The organism is Streptomyces yamdrokensis (genome assembly GCF_053890455.1).
On record NZ_CM132679.1, the window covers coordinates 4,737,863 to 4,757,855 of the forward strand.

Sequence of the window (19,993 nt, forward strand, 5' to 3'; positions counted from 1 at the left end):
AGACAGCTCTCCTGCCCGTTAGCATGGACATCCGCACCGATCAAGGCCATTTGGGGAAGGTGTCATGACTGCGAACGTCGACGGAGTGCCCGGTAAATTCGCGACACTCGGGCTGACCTACGACGACGTGCTGCTGCTGCCGGGCGCGTCGGACATGGCGCCCGACGAGATCGACACCGCCTCGCACGTCTCCAGGAACGTGCGGGTCAACGTCCCGCTGCTGTCCGCCGCCATGGACAAGGTGACCGAATCGCGCATGGCGATCGCGATGGCCCGCCAGGGCGGCGTCGGTGTCCTGCACCGCAACCTGTCCATCGAGGACCAGGCGAACCAGGTCGACCTGGTGAAGCGTTCCGAGTCGGGCATGGTCACCGACCCGATCACCATTCACCCGGACGCCACCCTCGCCGAGGCCGACGCCCTGTGCGGCAAGTTCCGCATCAGCGGCGTCCCGGTCACCGACGGCAACAAGAGGCTGCTCGGCATCGTCACCAACCGCGACATGACCTTCGAGACCGACCGTTCACAGCGGGTGCGCGACGTCATGACGCCGATGCCGCTGGTCACCGGCAAGGTCGGCATCTCGGGTGCGGAGGCCGTACAGCTGCTGCGCCGCCACAAGATCGAGAAGCTTCCGCTGGTGGACGACCACGGCGTCCTCAAGGGCCTGATCACGGTCAAGGACTTCGTGAAGGCCGAGCAGTACCCGAACGCCGCCAAGGACGGCGAGGGCCGGCTGCTGGTCGGTGCCGCGGTCGGCGTCGCGGGCGACGCCTTCGAGCGCGCCCAGGCACTGATCGAGGCGGGCGCCGACTTCATCGTCGTCGACACCGCGCACGGCCACTCCCGCCTCGTCGGCGACATGGTCGCCAAGATCAAGTCGAACTCCACCGGCGTCGACGTCATCGGCGGCAACATCGCCACGCGCGACGGCGCGAAGGCCCTGGTCGACGCGGGCTGCGACGGTATCAAGGTCGGCGTGGGCCCCGGTTCCATCTGCACCACGCGTGTCGTCGCCGGCGTGGGCGTGCCGCAGGTCACCGCGATCTACGAGGCCGCGCTCGCCGCCAAGGAGGCCGGTGTCCCGGTCATCGGCGACGGCGGTCTGCAGTACTCCGGCGACATCGCCAAGGCCCTGGTCGCGGGCGCCGACACGGTGATGCTGGGTTCGCTGCTCGCGGGTTGCGCGGAGTCGCCGGGTGAGCTGCTGTTCATCAACGGCAAGCAGTTCAAGTCGTACCGCGGCATGGGGTCGCTCGGCGCGATGCAGACCCGCGGCGACCGCAGGTCGTTCTCCAAGGACCGCTACTTCCAGGAGGGCGTCGCCTCCGACGAGCAGCTCGTCCCCGAGGGCATCGAGGGCCAGGTGCCCTACCGCGGCCCGCTCTCCTCGGTGGTCCACCAGCTGGTCGGCGGCCTGCGCCAGTCGATGTTCTACGTCGGCGGCCGGACCGTGCCCGACCTGCAGGCGAACGGCCGGTTCGTGCGGATCACCTCCGCGGGGCTCAAGGAGAGCCACCCGCACGACATCCAGATGACCGTCGAAGCGCCCAACTACAGCAGCAAGCGTTGACGGCACACCGCGACCGCAGACGCTGACGGTCCGCACCGGCGTGTGACGCACGCGTGTGACAGTCGTCCGAGGGCGGCCCGGGAGAGGTCCGGGCCGCCCTCGTCGTTCGTCCGGAGTGATGCGGAGTGACGCGGGGCGATGCGGGGTGTGACGGTCGGGGATACTGGAAGGCGCTGCAACGCATCAGGGAAAGGCCACAGACGTGACTGAGATCGAGATCGGGCGCGGCAAGCGCGGCCGCCGGGCGTACGCCTTCGACGACATCGCCGTCGTCCCCAGCCGCCGTACGCGGGACCCGAAGGAGGTCTCGATCGCCTGGCAGATCGACGCCTACCGTTTCGAGCTGCCGTTCCTGGCAGCCCCCATGGACTCGGTCGTCTCGCCGGCCACGGCGATCCGTATCGGTGAGCTCGGCGGCCTCGGCGTGCTGAACCTCGAAGGACTGTGGACGCGCTACGAGGACCCGCAGCCGCTGCTCGACGAGATCGCCGAGCTGGACGCCGAGACGGCCACGCGCCGCTTCCAGGAGATCTACGCCGCACCCATCAGGGAAGAGCTGATCGGGCAGCGCCTCAAGGAGGTGCGCGACTCGGGCGTGGTCACCGCGGCCGCGCTCTCCCCGCAGCGCACCGCCCAGTTCTCCAAGGCCGTCGTCGACGCCGGCGTGGACATCTTCGTGATCCGTGGGACTACCGTCTCCGCGGAGCACGTCTCCGGCTCGCACGAGCCGCTCAACCTGAAGCAGTTCATCTACGAACTGGACGTCCCGGTGATCGTCGGCGGCTGCGCCACCTACACCGCGGCCCTGCACCTGATGCGCACCGGCGCGGCCGGTGTCCTGGTGGGCTTCGGCGGCGGCGCCGCGCACACCACCCGCAACGTGCTCGGCATCCAGGTCCCCATGGCGACCGCGGTCGCCGACGTGGCGGCCGCCCGCCGCGACTACATGGACGAGTCCGGCGGCCGGTACGTGCACGTGATCGCGGACGGCGGCGTCGGCTGGTCGGGCGACCTGCCCAAGGCCATCGCCTGCGGCGCCGACGCGGTGATGATGGGCTCCCCCCTCGCACGCGCCACCGACGGTCCCGGCAGGGGCAACCACTGGGGCATGGAGGCGGTGAACGAGGAGCTGCCGCGCGGCAAGAAGGTCGACCTCGGCACCGTCGGCACGATAGAGGAGATCCTCACCGGTCCGTCGCACAAGCCCGACGGCTCGATGAACCTCTTCGGCGCCCTGCGCCGCGCCATGTCCACCACCGGGTACAGCGACCTGAAGGAGTTCCAGCGCGTCGAGGTGACGGTGGCGGACTCGCAGCACCGGCGATGACGTGATGCCGCGCCCGCACGGAGCGCGGCGTGCACGACACCCTTGAGAGCTTGAGAGTGAGGACGGGGCCCGGCCATCCGTAAGGGGTGGCCGGGCCCCGTCGCATGTCCACGAGGGTGGTGCGTGGTGATGGGGGCGCGTGGGGCGCGAGGAGGGCGCGCGGTTGCCTTCGGCGTGAATACCGGGAGACGGGTCGCCACCGCAAGCCCACCCGCTGGGACCGGATCCGTCTGTGGACGGTGAAGTGCCAAAGGAGGTGGGTTCTGCGGATTTCTGGATGGTGAGCGGCCACCCCTACGAGACACAGGGGTGGACACTCCGTGATCCATCCGGAGCTTGCCGCAGTGCCTTCTGCGGTGGACCCTGCCTGAATCCCAAAATACCTGCGCCGTGTGCCGCCCGCCATCAGCTCTTGAAGCAGGGGACGCCGCGGGCGCCCCCTCTCGTCCCTCTCACAACCGGTGCGCCGCCCCCGTCGGTGTGGCTCCGCGCGTGTCCAGCAGCAGCTGGGCCTTCACGGACAGGCCCTGGAGGTCGTACGTGCGGTGCTGCTGGAGCAGGATCGTCAGATCGGCGTCGGCGGCGGCCTCGTACAGCGAGTCGGCGCGGGGGAGGGGACGGTCGAGCACGCTCCAGGACGGGACGTGCGGATCGTGGTAGCTGACCGAGGCACCCAGCTCCATCAGCCGCATCGCGATCTCCCGCGCGGGGCTGCCCTGCTGGTCGGCGAGGTCGGCCTTGTAGGTGACGCCGAGGAGGAGCACGCGTGCGCCGCGGGCCGACTTGCCGTGCTCGTTGAGGAGCGCGGCGGCGCGCTGGACGACGTAGTGGGGCATCCTGCCGTTGACCTGCTGGGCGAGTTCCGCCATCCGCAGGGTGCGGCCCGTGTGGGCGGTCAGGTCCTGGGCGAGGGCGTGGCCGCCCACGCCGGGTCCGGGGCGGAAGGAGTGGAAGCCGAAGGGCTTGGTCTCCGCGCAGCGGATGACGTCCCACAGGTCGACGCCCAGGTCGTGGCAGAGCACGGCCATCTCGTTGACGAGGGCGGTGTTGACGTGCCGGAAGTTGGTTTCCAGCAACTGCACGGTCTCCGCCTCCCGCGGTCCGCGCGCGCGGACGACCTTGTCGGTGAGCCTCCCGTAGAAGGCAGCGGCCGACTCGGTGCAGGCCGGGGTGAGACCGCCGATGACCTTCGGGGTGTTGGCGGGGGTGAAGTCGCGGTTGCCCGGGTCGACGCGGCTGGGGGAGTAGGCGAGGTGGAAGCCGCGGCCCGCGCGGAGGCCGGATCCGGATTCGAGCAGGGGGCGGAGAAAGTCCTCGGTCGTTCCGGGGGGCACCGGGGACTCGAGGATCACCGTGGTGTGCGGGCGCAGCCGCGCGGCCAGGGTGCGGGCGGCCGCTTCCACCGGGCCGAGATCCAGCCCGCCTTCCGCGCCGCGCGGGACCGGCGCGCAGATGACGGCGGTGCGCACCCGGCCGAGCTCGGCGGGGCCGGTGATCGCGCGGAACCCCTGGGCGGCCATGCGGCGCAGCTCGGCGGGGCTGAGGGAGGCGGCCTCCGGGCCGGTCCGGTAGCCGATGGTGGGGATGCCGGCGGCGACGGCGGCCTGGGCCAGGGGCAGGCCGTACGGGCCGAGTCCGATGACGGCGAGATCTGCGGGCATGGCGTGGGCCGTCCTTCCCAGTAACCGAAGCGGGACAGGCGCGCAAGCTCTGTGGACAGAACGAGCGAGCGCAATGTCAGACTAGGAGTAAATATGACCGTTATGCCGTATTGGTTGGCCGAGTTTCGCCGGGTTTCACTGAGTTTCACCGGGTTCCGCCGAGTCGCGGCGTGAGTCGTCCACAGGGTGGGGCGCGTGGTGGCTGGAATCGGGCAACCCGGCGAGAATCTGGGCATGAGGGAGGGGGGCCGGGCTTCGCCCGACGGGTGCGGCCGATGCGACCGACGAGCGGGAGGCAGCGGTGAGGACAGCGACACTGGGACCGGCGGAGCGCGCCGAGTCACTCGCATCCATGGCGGAGCGTGAACTGGACGTGCTGGTGGTGGGAGGTGGCGTGGTCGGCGCGGGCACCGTGCTGGACGCCGTGACGCGCGGCCTGTCCACAGGACTGGTCGAGGCACGTGACTGGGCGTCGGGCACGTCCAGCAGGTCCAGCAAACTGATCCACGGCGGTTTGCGCTACCTGGAGATGCTCGACTTCGCCCTCGTGCGGGAGGCGTTGAAGGAACGCGGCCTGCTGCTGGAGAAGCTCGCTCCGCACCTGGTGAAACCGGTGCCGTTCCTCTACCCGTTGCAGCACAAGGGCTGGGAGCGGCTGTACGCCGGGGCGGGCGTCGCGCTCTACGACACCATGTCGATGGCCCCCGGACACGGACGGGGGCTGCCCGTGCACCGGCACCTGAGCCGCCGTCACGCGTTGCGCGTGGCACCGTGCCTGAAGAAGGAAGCCCTGGTCGGGGCGCTCCAGTACTACGACGCCCAGATGGACGACGCCCGCTTCGTGACGACGCTGGTGCGCACCGCGGCGGCATACGGCGCCAGGGTCGCCAACCGCGCACGGGTGACCGGATTCCTGCGCGAGGGCGAACGGGTCGTCGGTGCCCGGGTGCAGGACGTCGAGGGCGGCGGGGAGTACGAAGTCCGCGCCAAGCAGATAGTCAATGCCACAGGGGTGTGGACCGACGACACCCAGGCGATGGTGGGTGAGCGGGGCCAGTTCCACGTACGGGCCTCCAAGGGCATCCACCTGGTCGTCCCCAAGGACCGCATCCACTCCACCACCGGGCTCATCCTGCGCACGGAGAAGTCCGTCCTGTTCGTCATCCCGTGGGGCCGGCACTGGATCGTCGGGACCACGGACACCGGCTGGGACCTCGACAAGGCGCATCCGGCCGCGTCCAGCGCGGACATCGACTACCTGCTCGAGCATGTGAACTCGGTCCTCGCGGTCCCGCTCACCAGGGACGACGTCCAGGGCGTGTTCGCCGGCCTCCGGCCGTTGCTCGCCGGTGAGTCCGACGCGACCAGCAAGCTGTCGCGCGAGCACACCGTGGCCCATCCCGTGCCCGGACTCGTGGTGGTCGCGGGAGGCAAGTACACGACCTACCGGGTGATGGCCAAGGACGCGGTGGACGAGGCCGTGCACGGGCTCGACGTGCGGGTCGCCGCCTGTGTCACCGAGGACACACCGCTGGTCGGCGCCGAGGGGTACCGGGCGCTGTGGAACGCGCGGGCACGGACGGCCGCACGCACCGGACTGCACGTGGTACGGATCGAGCACCTGCTGAACCGGTACGGGTCGCTTGCCGAAGAGGTTCTGGAACTCGTCGCGCAGGACCCCACGCTGGGCGAACCACTGCAGGCGGCCGACGACTACCTGCGCGCCGAGATCACCTACGCCGCCTCGCACGAGGGGGCACGGCACCTGGACGACGTGCTGACCCGGCGGACCCGCATCTCCATAGAGACGTTCGACCGGGGCACGCGCAGCGCCCTGGAGGCCGCCGAGCTGATGGCGCCGGTGCTGGGCTGGGACAAGGACCGGATCGAGCACGAGGTGCGGCACTACGAGAAGCGGGTGGAGGCCGAACGGGAGTCGCAGCGGCAACCGGACGACCTGACGGCGGACGCGGCCCGGCTGGGGGCTCCGGACATCGTTCCGTCGTAGGGGAGAGGCCGTCGGCCGGGGGCGGGACGAGACCGACACCGGACCCCGGATCGCAGGTCCGGGGTCCGGGGTTCGGGGTCACGTTCACTCGAACGGGTGTTATGAACTGGGATCTCCTTTCGGGACCCGGCCGTTCTACTGGGTGCGAGGACAGAACTCGGCCGCGAGTACCGCGGGTTCCAGACCGGGGTCCGCTATCGCGTCCGTGTTCACCCGGAAGGTGAGGACATGCCGGCCGTCGACGGTTGCTGCGCTGCGCACGTAGCTGCCGGATATGTGTCCGTTGTGCCCCCACACGGTGGTGCCGCACGGAAGCTCCACGGGGTACAGGCCCATGCCGTACGAGCCGTGTGTGGCACGGGTGTCGAGCATCTCGCGCAGCCGGCGCGGGGGCAGCAGTCCACCGCCGAGCAGGCCCGCGTAGAAGCGGTCCAGGTCGGCGAGCGTGGTCACCAGCTCGCCCGCGGCGCCGGCCACCCGCGGGTCGAGTGCGGTGACATCGGCCCCGCCGGCGGCGTAGGCGCGGCCGTGCGGGGAGGGCAGGGAGGAGCGGGAGCCGGGGAAGGAGGTGCCCGTCAGACGCAGCGGAACGATGATGCGCCGCTCGGCCTCGGTGGCGTACGAGCGACCGGTGACCTGTTCGACGACCAGGCCGAGCAGGACGTAGTTGGTGTTGGAGTAGGAGTAGCGGCCGGGGCCGGCCGGGGAGTGGGCGAGGGCGATACGCAGTGCCTGACGGGGAGTGACGGGGACCGTGCCGCGGGTCTCCTCGGCGAAGTCGTACAGACCGCTGGTGTGGTTGAGCAGGGAACGCAGGGTCAGCGCGCGGCCGTCGTTGCCCGCTCCCCGCACCAGTCCCGGCAGATGTTTCTCCACGGTGTCGGACAGCGACAGGCGGTGCTCGTCCACCAGTTGCAGCACGAGCGTCGCGATGAACGTCTTCGTGACGCTGCCGGCGCGGAAGTGGTCGGTCCGGCCCATGCCCTCGCCGGCGCGGGCATAGCGCGGGCCGGATTCCTCCACGGCCAGCAGGGCCGCCGCCGGGGCTCCACCCCGGGTGACCAGCAATGGGAGGAGTACGTCGGCGGGATGGGCCGACAGGGCCGAGGAGACCGTCGGCGCCAGGGCGAGCGTGGCCACGGACACGGCGATGGCAAGGAGCGTCCGAGGCGGCGGCATCCGGTTCCTCCCTTGTGGGAGGGACATCATGCAGGGCCGTGGAGCACGTCCTTCACCCGGGTTCCGGGTGCGTCGGGCGCGAGCCGGGGCCAGAGGCACCCTGGGCGTGGAGCACTTGTCGGGTGAGGGACAATGAAGGCTCTGTCGGGGCGGGTTGCATGAGGGGACGCATGTCGGAGCCGGAGCGGGCGGGGACAACCCGTCAGGACGAGAGCGCACGTCTGCTCGCCGGGCGGTACCGGCTGGGAGATGTGCTCGGCCGCGGCGGCATGGGGACGGTGTGGCGCGCCGAGGACGAGACCTTGGGGCGGACCGTCGCCGTCAAGGAGCTTCGGTTCCCGTCGAGCATCGACGAGGAGGAGAAGCGGCGGCTCATCACACGGACGCTGCGCGAGGCCAAGGCGATCGCGCGAATCCGTAACAACAGTGCCGTGACGGTCTTCGACGTGGTCCAGGAGGACGACCGGCCCTGGATCGTGATGGAGCTCGTCGAGGGCAAGTCGCTCGCCGAGGCCATCAGGGAGGACGGCCTGCTGGAACCCCGGCGTGCCGCCGAGGTCGGGCTCGCGGTGCTCGACGTGCTGCGTTCCGCCCACCGCGAGGGCATCCTGCACCGCGACGTGAAGCCCTCGAACGTGCTGATCGCCGAGGACGGCCGGGTCGTGCTCACCGACTTCGGCATCGCCCAGGTCGAGGGCGACCCGTCCATCACCTCGACCGGCATGCTGGTCGGTGCTCCCTCGTACATCTCCCCGGAGCGGGCCCGGGGGCACAAGCCGGGGCCGGCGGCCGACCTGTGGTCGCTCGGCGGGCTGCTGTACGCGGCGGTGGAGGGTACGCCGCCGTACGACAAGGGGTCCGCGATCGCGACGCTCACGGCGGTGATGACCGAGCCGCTCGAGGAGCCCAGGAACGCGGGACCGCTCAGGGACGTCATCTACGGACTGCTCACCAAGGACCCGGCCCAGCGGCTCGACGACGCCACTTCGCGGGCCATGCTGAACGCGGTGATCAACGCGTCCGGGACCAAGGGCGCCGACTCGGAACCGGCGGACGCGACGAAGGTCGTGCCGCTGCCCGAGCAGCCCGGCGGGCGTGGCGGAGGCAGGCGGGGCGGCGAGGAGGCCGGGGAACGGCTGCGCGGCGCGATGCGTTCCGTGCGGAAGGCCGCGGTGTCGGCAGGGGCGGCCGGTTCGGCGGCCGCGACGCGCGCCAAGTCCGGTAGCCGCGCCGACGGCTCGACGGCCGGGAAGACCGCCGCGGCGAATCCGGCGGCCTCGGCCGCCGCGCCGGCCACGACTCGGGCTGGAACCGGGGCCGGGAAGGGGGACGGGAACGGGGTGCGGTCGGGTGGGCCGGCGGCGAACCGTGGGTCCGGTCCGGTACGCGGCTCGGCGCCCGGCTCGACTTCCGGGGCGACGAACTCGACGTCGGGCGCCCGGGATTCGGGGTGGCCCGTGATGACGCCGCCGGACCTGCCGGCGCGGCCCGCGCCGAAGGCGTCGCTCACCGACGTGGTGCCGCGGCGGACGCTGGTCCTCATCGCGGTGGTCGTGGTGCTCGCCGTGATCGGTACCGTGCTGGCCCTGACACTCGGTGGCGACGACGAAGGCGGCGCGGGAGCGAAGGACGGCCCGGAGCAGGTCGCCTCCGGCCAGGCGCCCAGCGCCGACACGAAGAAGGACGACGGCTCCGAGGGCGGCGCGGGCGACAGCACCCGAACCGACGGTGAGGCGGCCGAATCGAAGGACACGGGCACAGGCACGGGAGCGGAATCCGGCGACGCCGGTGACACCGGGTCCGGCGAGTCGGCCGGGGCCGACGGGGACGCCTCGGTGGTGGCGACGCACAACGGGACCCAGGGGTACACGATCGGTCTGCCCGAGGGCTGGAGGTACCGGTCGACGGATGGCGCCGGGGACCGGTTCACCGGGCCCGACGGACAGAAGCTGCTCATCGCCTGGACGTCCACGCCGAAGGACGATCCGGTGGCCGACTGGGAGAACCAGGAACGCGGCATGGTGCGTTCGCAGTACAAGAGGGTCCGAATAGAGGCGGTGGACTACCGGGGGTGGAACACCGCCGACTGGGAGTTCACCTACGTGGACGGCGGTACGAAGTACCGGACCATCGACCGGGGGTTCGTCGTGGACGGCCGGGTCGGGTACGCGCTGATGTACACGGCGAAGGCCGACGGCTGGGGCGGTGAACAGCGCAAGGAGACCTGGAAGGCGCTGACGCAGTCCTTTGAACCCAAGTCCTGAGCATGAGCGGTCACCCGAATGGGAAATGAGATGTGGCATCCCCTCTCTCCGGGTTGCCTCCGGCACGTATCGTGAATATTCGCGGACCGTACGAAGCCGGAACAGGCCGCTGGGCGAGCGGACCTGACCGACCATAATGCCGGGGGAGGCGCAGTGGACGAATACGCGGGGCGGGTTCTCGCCGACCGCTACCGCCTGCCGTTGCCGCCGTCCGACGAGTACGAACTGACCGAGACCCGCGCCTTCGACACCTACAGCGGGCAGGAAGTCCTCGTCAGACAGATCCCGTTGCCGGAGGTCGTCGAGGCCGAGGTGCTCGACGCGGAAGGACTGCCCGACGGTTTCACGGCGCGCGACGGAGGCGCCCGCCGGTCCGCGGGGCGTACGGCCGACCGCGCGGGCACGCGGCGGCCCACCGATCCCGTGGTGCGGCGAGCGGTCGAGGCCGCGCAGGCCGCGGCGGCCATCCCCGACCATCCTCGCCTGGACCAGGTCTTCGACGTGTTCGCGGAGGGCGGTTCCCTCTGGATCGTCAGCGAACTGGTGTCCGCCCGGCCGCTGGCGGCGCTGCTGGCCGAGCAGCCGCTGTCCCCGTACCGGGCGGCCGAGGTCGCCGCCGACGTTCTGATGGCCGTGCGGGTACTGCACGGACACGGCTGGGTGCACCGGAACATCACCACCCGTACGGTGCTGGTCTGCGACGACGGCCGCGTGATGCTGACCGGTCTCGCGGTCGGTGCGGCGGAGGAGGCGCTGTGCGGGTACGACCCGGTGCCTGTTCCCGACACGTTCCTGCCGGCACCTGCCGCTCCGGTTGCTACCGCTGCGGGCAGGGCTGCTCCGAACCCTGTGGTGCCGCGGGCCGGCTCGGGCTCGGCAGCCGGGGCGTTGGGGCCCGTGGCGCCCACGGGCACCGGGGTTCCGGCACAGGAACCGGGGCGCACCCCGTCATGGCCGCCCGGGTTCACCGCCGACCCTGACCCCGTACACGGTTCCGGTCCCGCCCACGGGCCCGGCTCCGGCTCACCTCCCGACGCCTCGCGACGGGCCGCCATCGAGGCGCGAGCAGGTCGGCTTCCCGGGGGCGAGGCGGCGGGCCCGGGGGCCGGGGCGTCGGCCGCGCGGGCCATCGACAGCGCCGGGGACGTCAGAGCCGCCCGCGCGGGGGCGATCGCCGCGTACCGGGCGGGGGCCCGTGCCGCCGCCCGGGTGCAGGAGGCGCAGCGGTCGGGCCGAGCAGCCCTGCCCGGCGCCGCTTCCGCCACCGGAGACGGCGACCAGGCCCCCCTCGCACCGCACACCAACGGTTCGTCGGCCACTTCGGGCGGGAGTGGGACCGGCGCGGTCCCGCCGAGGCAGACAGCCGACCCGTACGGCGTGGAGGCCACCGGCAGCCCGCAGTTGTCCAGTGGCAGTGGCAGTGGCAGTGGCAGTGCCGACCTGCACGGGCGTACGGCCCTGCCGTCCGGCGGGGCCGCCCCGGCCACCGCACACTGGGGCGAGCCGGCGGTCCACGCACCCGTGCGCCGGGGCCCCACCACCGCGTTGGCCGCGGAGAGGGCGCGACAGGCACGGATGGCCGTCGTCGGCCCCGTGACGGAGCGGTGGGCGCCGGAGCAGGCAGGGCCCGTGCACGAGAACTGGCAGCTGGCCGCGCCCATCGGCCCCGCGACGGACCTGTGGGCACTGGGCGCGCTCCTGTTCCGGGCCGTACAGGGACACGCGCCCTACCCGGAGGAGTCGACGGCCGAGCTGGTGCAGATGGTGTGCGCCGAGCCCCCCGCGTTCGCCGAGGAGTGCGGGCCGCTCAGGCCGGTCGTGGAGTCGCTGCTGCGCCAGGATCCCACCGAGCGGCTCGACTTCGAGGAACTGCGGGGCTGGCTGCGTTCGCTGGTGCGGTCGGCGCCCGAACCGGAAGCAGGCGTGCACGTCATAGCGGCGCCGCCGGTCGACACCAGTCGGCTGCCGATCGTGCGCCGCCGGGGCGAACTGGTGCGCAGGCGCCGCGCCGGACTGCCGGCGCACCACGGACGGCACAAGCGGGCCAGACAGGAGTCGAAGTCCCCGCGCCGGCTGGGCCGCACGCTGCTTCTGCTGGTGCTGCTCGCCATGGCCGCGGCGATCACGTACGCCGTGATGTTCATGCCGAAGGCCGGTGAGGAGACCGGGGGCGCGGGGACGGCCGGCCGCACCGGCGCGGCCGGTACGGCGGGCGAGGCGTCTCCCTCGCAGGAGGCGGGCGGCGCGCCGGGATCCGGCTCCGGCGACTCCTCGGCGGAACCGGGGGACCCGAAGAACCCGGAGGGCGGCACCGGGGAGTCCGGCGCGGCCGACGAGACGCAGACCACCAGCCCCGACGATCCCGACGTCCCCGAGGGCTTCACCCTGCGCAAGGACCCGGAGGGCTTCCGTGTCGCCGTGGCGGAGGGCTGGCAGCGCACCGGGAAGAACGGCAGCGGTCAGGTCCTCTACTCCAGCGGCGACTTCGAACTGATCGTCGTCCCGGGCCGGGACAGCGCCGCGCAGTACGGGAACGACCCGATGGCCTATCAGCAGGACGACGAGCGGGAACTCCAGCCGTACCGCGACTCCAGCTGGGCCACCTCCACCGGTCTGAAGACCATCGAGGTGGGCGGACGGACCATGGCCGAGGGCCAGTTCACCTGGACCGGTGACAGCGGTGAGCTGTACATCCGCAATCTGGCCGCGCTGATCGACGGCCGGTACCACGTACTGCAGGTGCGCGGCCCTGAGGGTGAACGGGACGAGGTGACCCGGCTGTTCGAGCAGGCCTCGGCGACCTACCGGTTCACCGGCTGATCCGGCGCCGTACGCCTCGGCAGTCGCCGCTGCCGCATCCGCCACCGCGCGTTCCCCGCAGTGGCAACCATCACAGTGCGGTTTCCATGGCCCGCCCGCTGTTCCCAGGCCGGACCCCGGAAACCTAATCTGACCCTGTCAAGAGCATTGCGGGGCAAGGTGAATCAGATGCAGGGCCTGCTCGTCGCGGGCCGCTACCGGCTGGGCGATGCCATCGGCAGCGGTGGCATGGGCCGGGTGTGGCGCGCGCACGACGAGGTGCTGCACCGGTCGGTGGCCGTCAAGGAGCTGACCGCCGCGCTCTACGTCTCCGACGCGGACCAGGCCATGATGCTGGCGCGGACCCGCGCCGAGGCACGCGCGGCGGCACGGATCAACCACTCCGCGGTCGTCACCGTGCACGACGTCCTGGAGCACGACGGCCGGCCGTGGATCGTCATGGAGCTGGTCGAAGGCCGTTCGCTCGCCGACGCGGTCAAGGAGCGGGAGCGCGTCGAGCCCCGTGAGGCGGCCCGTATCGGCCTGTGGGTGCTGCGCGCCCTGCGCGCCGCGCACGCCGCCGGGGTGGTGCACCGCGACGTCAAGCCCGGCAACGTGCTTCTCGGCGGCGACGGACGCGTGCTGCTCACCGACTTCGGCATCGCGCAGATCGAGGGCGACACGGCGATCACCCGTACCGGAGAGGTCGTCGGCTCGGTCGACTACCTGGCACCCGAGCGGATCCGCGGCCAGGATCCCGGCCCCTCCTCGGACCTCTGGGCGCTCGGCGCGACGTTGTACACGGCGGTGGAGGGCAGATCTCCGTTCCGCCGGACGTCTCCGCTGACCACCATGCAGGCGGTCGTGGAGGAGGAGGCCGACGAGCCGCGGTACGCAGGCCCGCTCGCGCCCGTCATCAGCGCACTCCTGCGCAAGGATCCGGTCACGCGGCCCGACGTGGCGGCGGCCGAGCAGATGCTCGCCGAGGCGGCGGAGGGGCGACGGCCGGCCTCGGCGCAGACATCGCCGTCGTCGTCACAGGCGACGCTCTCGCAGGCCTCGGTCTCGGCCTCGCCGTCGCCGGTGCCGTCGCCGTCTCCGTGGCCCTCGGGACCGACGGCGTACGAGCCCGGGGCGGGTACCGACCCCCGTGTCACGGCCGTCCAGTCGCCCTCCGGAGGCGTCGCCCCCACCGTGCCGCGGCGGCCCGGGCGCGGGCGTCTGATCGCCCTGGTCGCGGTCCTGGCCGCGCTCGTCGGCGGAGGGACGGCACTGCTGCTCGTGCAAGGGGGCGACGGCAGGGAACAGGACAGCGGCAGTTCGGCGTCGCCCTTCGACGAACCGGCCCCCACGGCCACGCCGTCGTCGGCGTCCGACGAGACCGGCGCGGACGGCGGCGAGCAGACGGGTGGGCTGCCGGCGGGCTGGGTGCGTCGTGACGATCCGTTCGGCTTCAGCGTCGCCCTGCCCGGTGACGACTGGGAGCGGGTCGTCTTCGACGAGGCGACCCGCCAGGTCGACTACACGCCCGACGGCGGCAGGACCTTCATCCGTATCGCCGTCGACGACTCCCCCGACTTCGCCGACCCGTTCGAGCATCTGAGCGATCTGGACCAGCAGATAGGGCAGCGTCTGGTCGACTACCGGCAGACGACGCTGGAACGCCGCGTCTACCGCGACCGCGAGAGCGCGCGGTTGGAGTACACCTGGACCGCGCTGGCGAAGGACACGGAGTTCCCCGGGCCGTACCGGGCCGTGGACCAGATGTACACCTCCCGTGACGGCGTCGAGTACGCGATCTACATGGCGTCCCCGGCCGAGGACTGGGCCACGACGGGCCGGCAGTTCGAAACGGTCCTGCGGGGATGGCGGGAAGCCGGCTGAGACGGCCCGGCCCCGGGGGAATCCGGCCGTTCGGGGCCGTGACGGCGGCGCTTGGCCGAATAGGCCTACCGGAGGGATGACATCCGGTGAGGCATGATGGGCCCATGGTGACCGAGGGGGAACCCAAAAGCGGGTCCGCGCGGCCCAACGACCGTGTCGTCGCAGGCCGTTACCGCCTGGAGGAGAGGCTCGGGCGCGGCGGTATGAGCGTGGTGTGGCGGGCGACGGACCAACTGCTCGGGCGTGGCGTCGCCGTCAAGGAACTCCCCCTGGACGAGACGCTCACCGCGACGGAGGCCCGTCGGCAGCGGGACCTCACCCTGCGGGAGGCGCGGGCGCTCGCCCAGCTGAGCCATCCGCACATCATCGTCGTCCACGATGTCGTCGAGGACGACGAACGTCCGTACATCGTCCTGGAGCTGATCGACGGCGGTTCGCTCGCCGACCGTGTTGCCGCACGGGGCCCGGTCGACGCGGTGGAGGCCGCGCGCATCGGCATCGCCCTGCTCGGCGCGCTGCGCGCCGCCCACGCGTCGGGCGTGCTGCACCGCGACCTCAAACCCGCGAACGTGCTGCTGGAGTGCGGCACCGACCGGGTCGTCCTCACCGACTTCGGCATCGCCCAGGTAGCCGGCGCCACCACGCTCACCGAGTCCGGCTCCTTCGTCGGCTCGCCGGAGTACACCGCCCCCGAGCGGATGTCCGGGGCCAGGAGCGGACCCGAGTCCGATCTGTGGTCGCTGGGCGCGCTGCTGTGCACGCTGCTCAGCGGCGAGTCGCCGTTCCGCCGGGACTCGATCGGCGGGATCGTGCACGCGGTCGTGGCCGACGAGATACGGCCACCCGCGCAAGCCGGGCCGATCCTGCCCGTCGTACGCGGCCTGCTGGAGCGGGACCCCGCCCGGCGGCTGGACGCGGACCGCGCCGAGGGGATGCTGCGGTCCTTCCTCGAAACGGGCCGCACACCGGAGTCCCCGCCGCTCGGCCACACGCCGTTCGGCCACACGCCGTTCGGCCACCTCCCGTCCGGACACCCGGCACGCCGGCGGGGGCACGTGTCCGGCGGGCCTGCCGCCGTGCGCTCGCCGGGGCGGCCCATGAGAAGCGTGCTCGCGGCCGCGCTGGCCGTCGCCGCGCTGATGGGGGCGGGGGCGTCCGCGGCGCTCCTGTTCCTGGACCGCGACGGTGACGGAAGCGGCGGCGGCGGGGGCGGGGGCGGCACGCCGTCGAGCACCGGGCCGCTGACGCCCGCGAGCCGGCCTCCCGAGCCCCGCCCACCCCGTACGGAGGGGCCGTCCGCTTCTCCCACGCCATCTCCCCCCACGTCTTCTGCCGTGGTGACATCGGTGACACCTTCGCGGTCCGTGGTGTCCGGCATCTCCTCGTCGGGCGCGTAGTCGCATAAAAGGTGGATAAGCCGCGAACGGAGTCACGGGTCTGTGACCGGACGGCACCCGCTGTGGCTCCGCGAGGGCCTGGCGCGATATGGATGGAGCATGAGCAACAACGGGGGAGCCCGCCACGGCGCGGCCGACGAACCGACGAGTTTCGGTCTGCAACCGCCGAACCCGAACCCGCCCGCGTCCGTGCCGCATCCGGGCAACCCGTACGCGGCACCCACGCAGGTGGTTCCGCAGCAGTATTCGCGGCAGCAGGCGCCCGGCCGGCCGTCGACACCGCCGCCGGCACCGCCTTCGCAGCCGTCCCGCCGCGAGGCATCGTCCCCTCAATCGTCGCAGGACGACCCCGGTGCCGGCCGGCTCATCGCCGGTCGCTACCGGCTGCTCTCCAAGCTCGGGCACGGCGGCATGGGCACGGTGTGGCGGGCGGCGGACGAGACGGTGGACCGCGAGGTCGCAGTCAAGGAGCCCCGCGTCCCGGACCACCTTCCCGAACGCGAACGCGCCAACGCGTTCGAACGCATGCGCCGAGAGGCCCGTGCCGCCGCCCGGCTCGATCACCCCGCGGTGGTCAACGTCCATGACGTCGCGGTCGTGGACGGGCAGCCGTGGATCGTGATGGAGCTGGTCCAGGGCCGCTCCCTGGGCGCCGTCCTGCAGGAGGAGGGCACCCTCTCCGCGCGCGAGGCGGCCAGGGTCGGCCTGGAGGTGCTCGGCGCGCTGGAGGCCGCGCACGCGGCCGGCATCCTGCACCGGGACGTGAAACCGGACAACGTGCTGCTCGGCCGGCACGACCGGGTCGTCCTCACCGACTTCGGCATCGCCCAGATCGAGGGCGAGACCAACCTGACCGACACCGGCGGCTTCGTGGGCTCGCCCGAGTACATCGCGCCCGAGCGGGTGCTGGGCCAGCGCCCCGGGCCCGCATCCGACCTGTGGTCCCTCGGCGTCGTGCTGTACGCGGCCACGGAGGGCGTCTCACCGTTCCGGCGCAGCAACACGCCCGCGACCCTCCAGTCCGTCCTCAACGCCGCGCCCGCGCCACCCGCCGCCGCGCGGGGTCCGCTCGCCGAGGTCATCACGGGCCTGCTGCAGAAGGACCCGGCACACCGTCCGAACGCCGCCCGGGTCCGCGCGCTGCTGGACGCCGTCGCGAACCCGCCCGCGCCCCAGCCCACGCAGATCGTCCACACCCCGGGCCCCGGCGACGGCTCCGGCAGTGGATCCGCCGGCAAGGGCATCCGGATCGGCTACAGGACACTGATCGGACTGGGCGCGGCGGTCGTCGCCGGAGCGGTGGCCGCGTACCTGGTGATCGCGGACCCGTTCGCGGGACCGCTTCCCGACGACTGGAAGACCCACAAGGAGAGGGACGTCGCGGCGTCCGTTTCGGTGCCGGAGGACTACCAGCGCACCGTGCCCGACCCGGAGGACTCCCCGGGCGGCGACAAGGAACGCTGGGTCAGGTACACGGACCACAGCGGCAGCATCTGGGTCGGTCTGACGCTGGACCGGAAGGCCGAGGACACCGGCAACGAGATCGAGGCCTCCGCCGACGCCGAGATGTACGACGACAACAAGGACTTCAAGGAGAGGGGCAACTACGCCCTCGGCATGCCGGAGAACGCGAGGACGGAGCCGAAGCCGGACCTCACGCACAAGGGGAGGAAGGCCGCGGAGAACACCGTCGTCTACACCACGACCGACAGCCAGAACCCCCGTCCCCGCGAGATGCGGATCTTCTACTACATGACGTCCGGCGAGGACATGTACAAGCTCACCGTCAGCTACCCGGGCAAGGGCGACTTCACGGAGCGCGGGCGTGAAGTGGCGAAGACCGTGATCGCCAACCTGGACGTCGACGAGTCCTGATCCGGTCCGGGAGGGCCGTGCCGCGCCCGGTACGGGCACCGCGTCGACAACGCGGTGCCTCGCACGGTACTGATGGGGCATGAGCAACGACGGTGGCGCGACGGACGCCCGGGGTCGCCTGGTCGGCGGCCGCTACCGGCTGATCGAGCAGATCGGATCCGGCGGCATGGGCACCGTCTGGCGGGCGCTCGACGAACTCGTCCAGTGTGAAGTCGCCGTGAAGCAGCCGCGGTTACCGGGCCGTCCCGGGGACGAGAGGCACCGGCGGGCCGCCCGTCGGCTGTACCGCGAGGCCCGTGCAGCCGCCCGCGTCGACCATCCCGCCGCGGTCGCCATCCACGACGTCGTGGTCGAGGACGACGGGGTCAAGGATCCGGAGGGGCGGGACGGCACCAACGGACTCCCCTGGATCGTCATGGAGCTGGTCCGTGGTGAGTCGCTGCACGAGCTGCTCGAACGCGGTCCGCTGCCGCCCGCCGAGGCCGCCCGGATCGGCCTCGCCGTCCTCGGGGCACTGCGGGCGGCGCACGCCGTCGGCATCGTGCACCGCGATGTGAAACCCGCCAACGTCCTGCTCGGACCGCACCGGCGGGTGGTCCTCACCGACTTCGGCATCGCCCACGTCCAGGGCGAGGAATCCCTCACGGCCGGCGGGGAGTTCATCGGCTCGCTGGAGTTCGTCGCCCCCGAGCGGATGTCCGGCCGCCTCGCCGGCCCCGCCTCCGACCTGTGGTCCCTGGGCGTTCTGCTGTACGCGGCGGTCGAGGGCTGGTCCCCGTTCCGCCGTACGGCGTTGGAGTCCACGCTCGCCGCGGTCATCGCCGAGGACACGCCCGAGCCGAAGCAGGCCGGCGGGCTCGGGCCGCTGATCGTAAGGCTGTTGGCGAAGGAGCCCGAGGACCGGCCGGACGCGGAAGAGGCCGCCGCGGAACTGGAAGCGGTGACGAGCGGATGGCCAAAACCCGCGTCGGCGGCATCCGGGGCGAGGAGCCAGGACGTTTCCGGGATGAGGGAGCCGGCGGACGACGCCGGGACGGTGCGACTGGGCCGCTCCAGCGCGGTGCGGGTACCGGTACCCGCACCGCGCTGGAGCGGCCCACGCGTACCGGAGCCGGGACCGGAGCTGGGGCCCGAGTCGGTATACGGGTCAATACCCGAGCCGATCCCCGGGCCCGGGCCGGAGCCGATGCCCGGGTCGATCCCGGAGTCCGAGCCGAGGTCCGACGTCTCCAGGCCCGAAGGCGAACGCGAGTCCGGGTCCGAGCCCACCTCCGATTCCGGCACCTCCGATTCCGGCACCCCGGGTCCCGGTGCCCCCGCGCCCCCGCCCCTCGCGCGGCGCCTTCTCCGTCCCGCTCCCGTGGCGGCCCTCGGCGCTTTGCTCGTGGGCGGTGCCTGGTCCGCCGTCACCCTCGTGGCGGACACGGGGGCGGCCACCGAGCGCACCGCTCGCGCTTCCGCCGCCGCCACCTCCACGCCCACCCCCACGGTCGCCCCGGCCTCGCCCCTCTGGACCGCCCACCGCGAGGCCGCCATGGCCGCCGTCCTCTCCCTCCCGCACGGCTACCAGGAGTTCGCCCGGGAAGGCGGTGCGCGCGATCAGCCCAGGCTCGTGGTCTACGGGCTCGACGACGGCAGCTCCCGGGACGGCGTCGAGGTCCGCCTCACCCAGTGGGACCAGGCCCCCCGGTCCCCGATGGCCCAGGCGCAACGGGCGCACGCGGACTGGGACACGTACGACGGGGACGCGCGCACCCAGTACACCCGTACCGGCTTCCAGGGGTATGAGGCCGTCCTCGCCGACACGACGTACGGCCCGGACGAGCTGCGCGTCCGGGTCATGCAGCTGATGATCCTCGCCGAGAACGACCGCATGTACGAGCTCCGTGTCGACATGCCCAGGGGCAGGCCCGGGGAAAAGGAGGGGACGGCGGTGTTCGAGGGCGCCCGCGACCGGCTCGAGATCGGGAAGGTCCGGTCGACGACACCCTGATCAGCGGGTTTGCTGCCAGCGCTCACTGGCGTG

11 protein-coding genes are annotated in these 19,993 nt (G+C 72.2%); 9 read left to right on the forward strand and 2 right to left on the reverse strand.

Features of this window, described 5'->3' with window-relative positions; translation table 11 throughout:
- The first annotated feature begins 64 nt into the window (after nucleotides 1–64).
- Nucleotides 65–1,573: an IMP dehydrogenase gene (gene guaB / locus ACWZEH_RS21245; RefSeq protein ID WP_456192699.1), complete on the forward strand. Its 1,509-nt coding sequence runs from the start codon at nucleotides 65–67 to the stop codon at nucleotides 1,571–1,573.
- 202 nt (nucleotides 1,574–1,775) lie between these two features.
- On the forward strand, nucleotides 1,776–2,900 hold the full coding sequence (locus ACWZEH_RS21250; RefSeq protein WP_456192700.1) for a GuaB3 family IMP dehydrogenase-related protein: 1,125 nt from the start codon (nucleotides 1,776–1,778) through the stop codon (nucleotides 2,898–2,900).
- A gap of 452 nt (nucleotides 2,901–3,352) precedes the next feature.
- On the opposite strand, the gene ACWZEH_RS21255 is transcribed toward ACWZEH_RS21250, so the two are convergent.
- Nucleotides 3,353–4,561 (reverse strand): nucleotide sugar dehydrogenase, encoded by a 1,209-nt coding sequence (locus tag ACWZEH_RS21255; protein WP_456192701.1) that lies wholly within the window; start codon nucleotides 4,559–4,561, stop codon nucleotides 3,353–3,355.
- A gap of 301 nt (nucleotides 4,562–4,862) precedes the next feature.
- On the opposite strand from ACWZEH_RS21255, the gene ACWZEH_RS21260 reads away from it, so the two are divergent.
- Complete coding sequence (locus ACWZEH_RS21260; RefSeq protein WP_456192702.1) at nucleotides 4,863–6,569, forward strand: glycerol-3-phosphate dehydrogenase/oxidase; 1,707 nt, start codon at nucleotides 4,863–4,865, stop codon at nucleotides 6,567–6,569.
- 135 nt (nucleotides 6,570–6,704) lie between these two features.
- Here ACWZEH_RS21260 and ACWZEH_RS21265 read toward each other — a convergent pair whose 3' ends face one another.
- Nucleotides 6,705–7,748 carry a serine hydrolase domain-containing protein gene (locus ACWZEH_RS21265; RefSeq protein ID WP_456192703.1) on the reverse strand — a complete coding sequence of 348 codons (1,044 nt, stop codon included), beginning with the start codon at nucleotides 7,746–7,748 and terminating at the stop codon, nucleotides 6,705–6,707.
- Between the two features lie 170 nt (nucleotides 7,749–7,918).
- Between ACWZEH_RS21265 and ACWZEH_RS21270 the strand changes: the two genes are divergently transcribed.
- From ACWZEH_RS21270 to ACWZEH_RS21295, 6 genes are all read left to right on the forward strand, one after another.
- The gene (locus ACWZEH_RS21270) at nucleotides 7,919–10,012 is read left to right on the forward strand and encodes a serine/threonine-protein kinase (RefSeq protein ID WP_456192704.1); all 2,094 of its coding nucleotides are present in this window, start codon (nucleotides 7,919–7,921) and stop codon (nucleotides 10,010–10,012) included.
- A 153-nt stretch (nucleotides 10,013–10,165) separates the two neighbouring features.
- A complete protein-coding gene (locus ACWZEH_RS21275; RefSeq protein ID WP_456192705.1) occupies nucleotides 10,166–12,832 on the forward strand; it encodes a protein kinase in 2,667 nt (888 codons plus the stop codon).
- A 168-nt stretch (nucleotides 12,833–13,000) separates the two neighbouring features.
- Nucleotides 13,001–14,695 carry a serine/threonine-protein kinase gene (locus ACWZEH_RS21280; RefSeq protein WP_456192706.1) on the forward strand — a complete coding sequence of 565 codons (1,695 nt, stop codon included), beginning with the start codon at nucleotides 13,001–13,003 and terminating at the stop codon, nucleotides 14,693–14,695.
- Nucleotides 14,696–14,799: 104 nt separating this feature from the next.
- Complete coding sequence (locus ACWZEH_RS21285) at nucleotides 14,800–16,092, forward strand: serine/threonine-protein kinase (RefSeq protein WP_456192707.1); 1,293 nt, start codon at nucleotides 14,800–14,802, stop codon at nucleotides 16,090–16,092.
- 99 nt (nucleotides 16,093–16,191) lie between these two features.
- Entirely contained in the window at nucleotides 16,192–17,967 is a 1,776-nt protein-coding gene (locus ACWZEH_RS21290; RefSeq protein WP_456192708.1) for a serine/threonine-protein kinase, read from the forward strand.
- Nucleotides 17,968–18,046: 79 nt separating this feature from the next.
- On the forward strand, nucleotides 18,047–19,960 hold the full coding sequence (locus ACWZEH_RS21295) for a serine/threonine-protein kinase (protein ID WP_456192709.1): 1,914 nt from the start codon (nucleotides 18,047–18,049) through the stop codon (nucleotides 19,958–19,960).
- The last annotated feature ends 33 nt before the right edge of the window (nucleotides 19,961–19,993 follow it).

Bases quoted from the DNA above. Each gene is read 5' to 3' on its own strand.
- guaB (WP_456192699.1), top strand. From the start codon at position 65: ATGACTGCGAACGTCGACGGAGTGCCCGGTAAATTCGCGACACTCGGG.
- ACWZEH_RS21255 (WP_456192701.1), bottom strand. From the start codon at position 4,561: ATGCCCGCAGATCTCGCCGTCATCGGACTCGGCCCGTACGGCCTGCCC.
- ACWZEH_RS21265 (WP_456192703.1), bottom strand. From the start codon at position 7,748: ATGCCGCCGCCTCGGACGCTCCTTGCCATCGCCGTGTCCGTGGCCACG.
- ACWZEH_RS21270 (WP_456192704.1), top strand. From the start codon at position 7,919: ATGTCGGAGCCGGAGCGGGCGGGGACAACCCGTCAGGACGAGAGCGCA.
- ACWZEH_RS21280 (WP_456192706.1), top strand. From the start codon at position 13,001: ATGCAGGGCCTGCTCGTCGCGGGCCGCTACCGGCTGGGCGATGCCATC.
- ACWZEH_RS21285 (WP_456192707.1), top strand. From the start codon at position 14,800: ATGGTGACCGAGGGGGAACCCAAAAGCGGGTCCGCGCGGCCCAACGAC.
- ACWZEH_RS21290 (WP_456192708.1), top strand. From the start codon at position 16,192: ATGAGCAACAACGGGGGAGCCCGCCACGGCGCGGCCGACGAACCGACG.
- ACWZEH_RS21295 (WP_456192709.1), top strand. From the start codon at position 18,047: ATGAGCAACGACGGTGGCGCGACGGACGCCCGGGGTCGCCTGGTCGGC.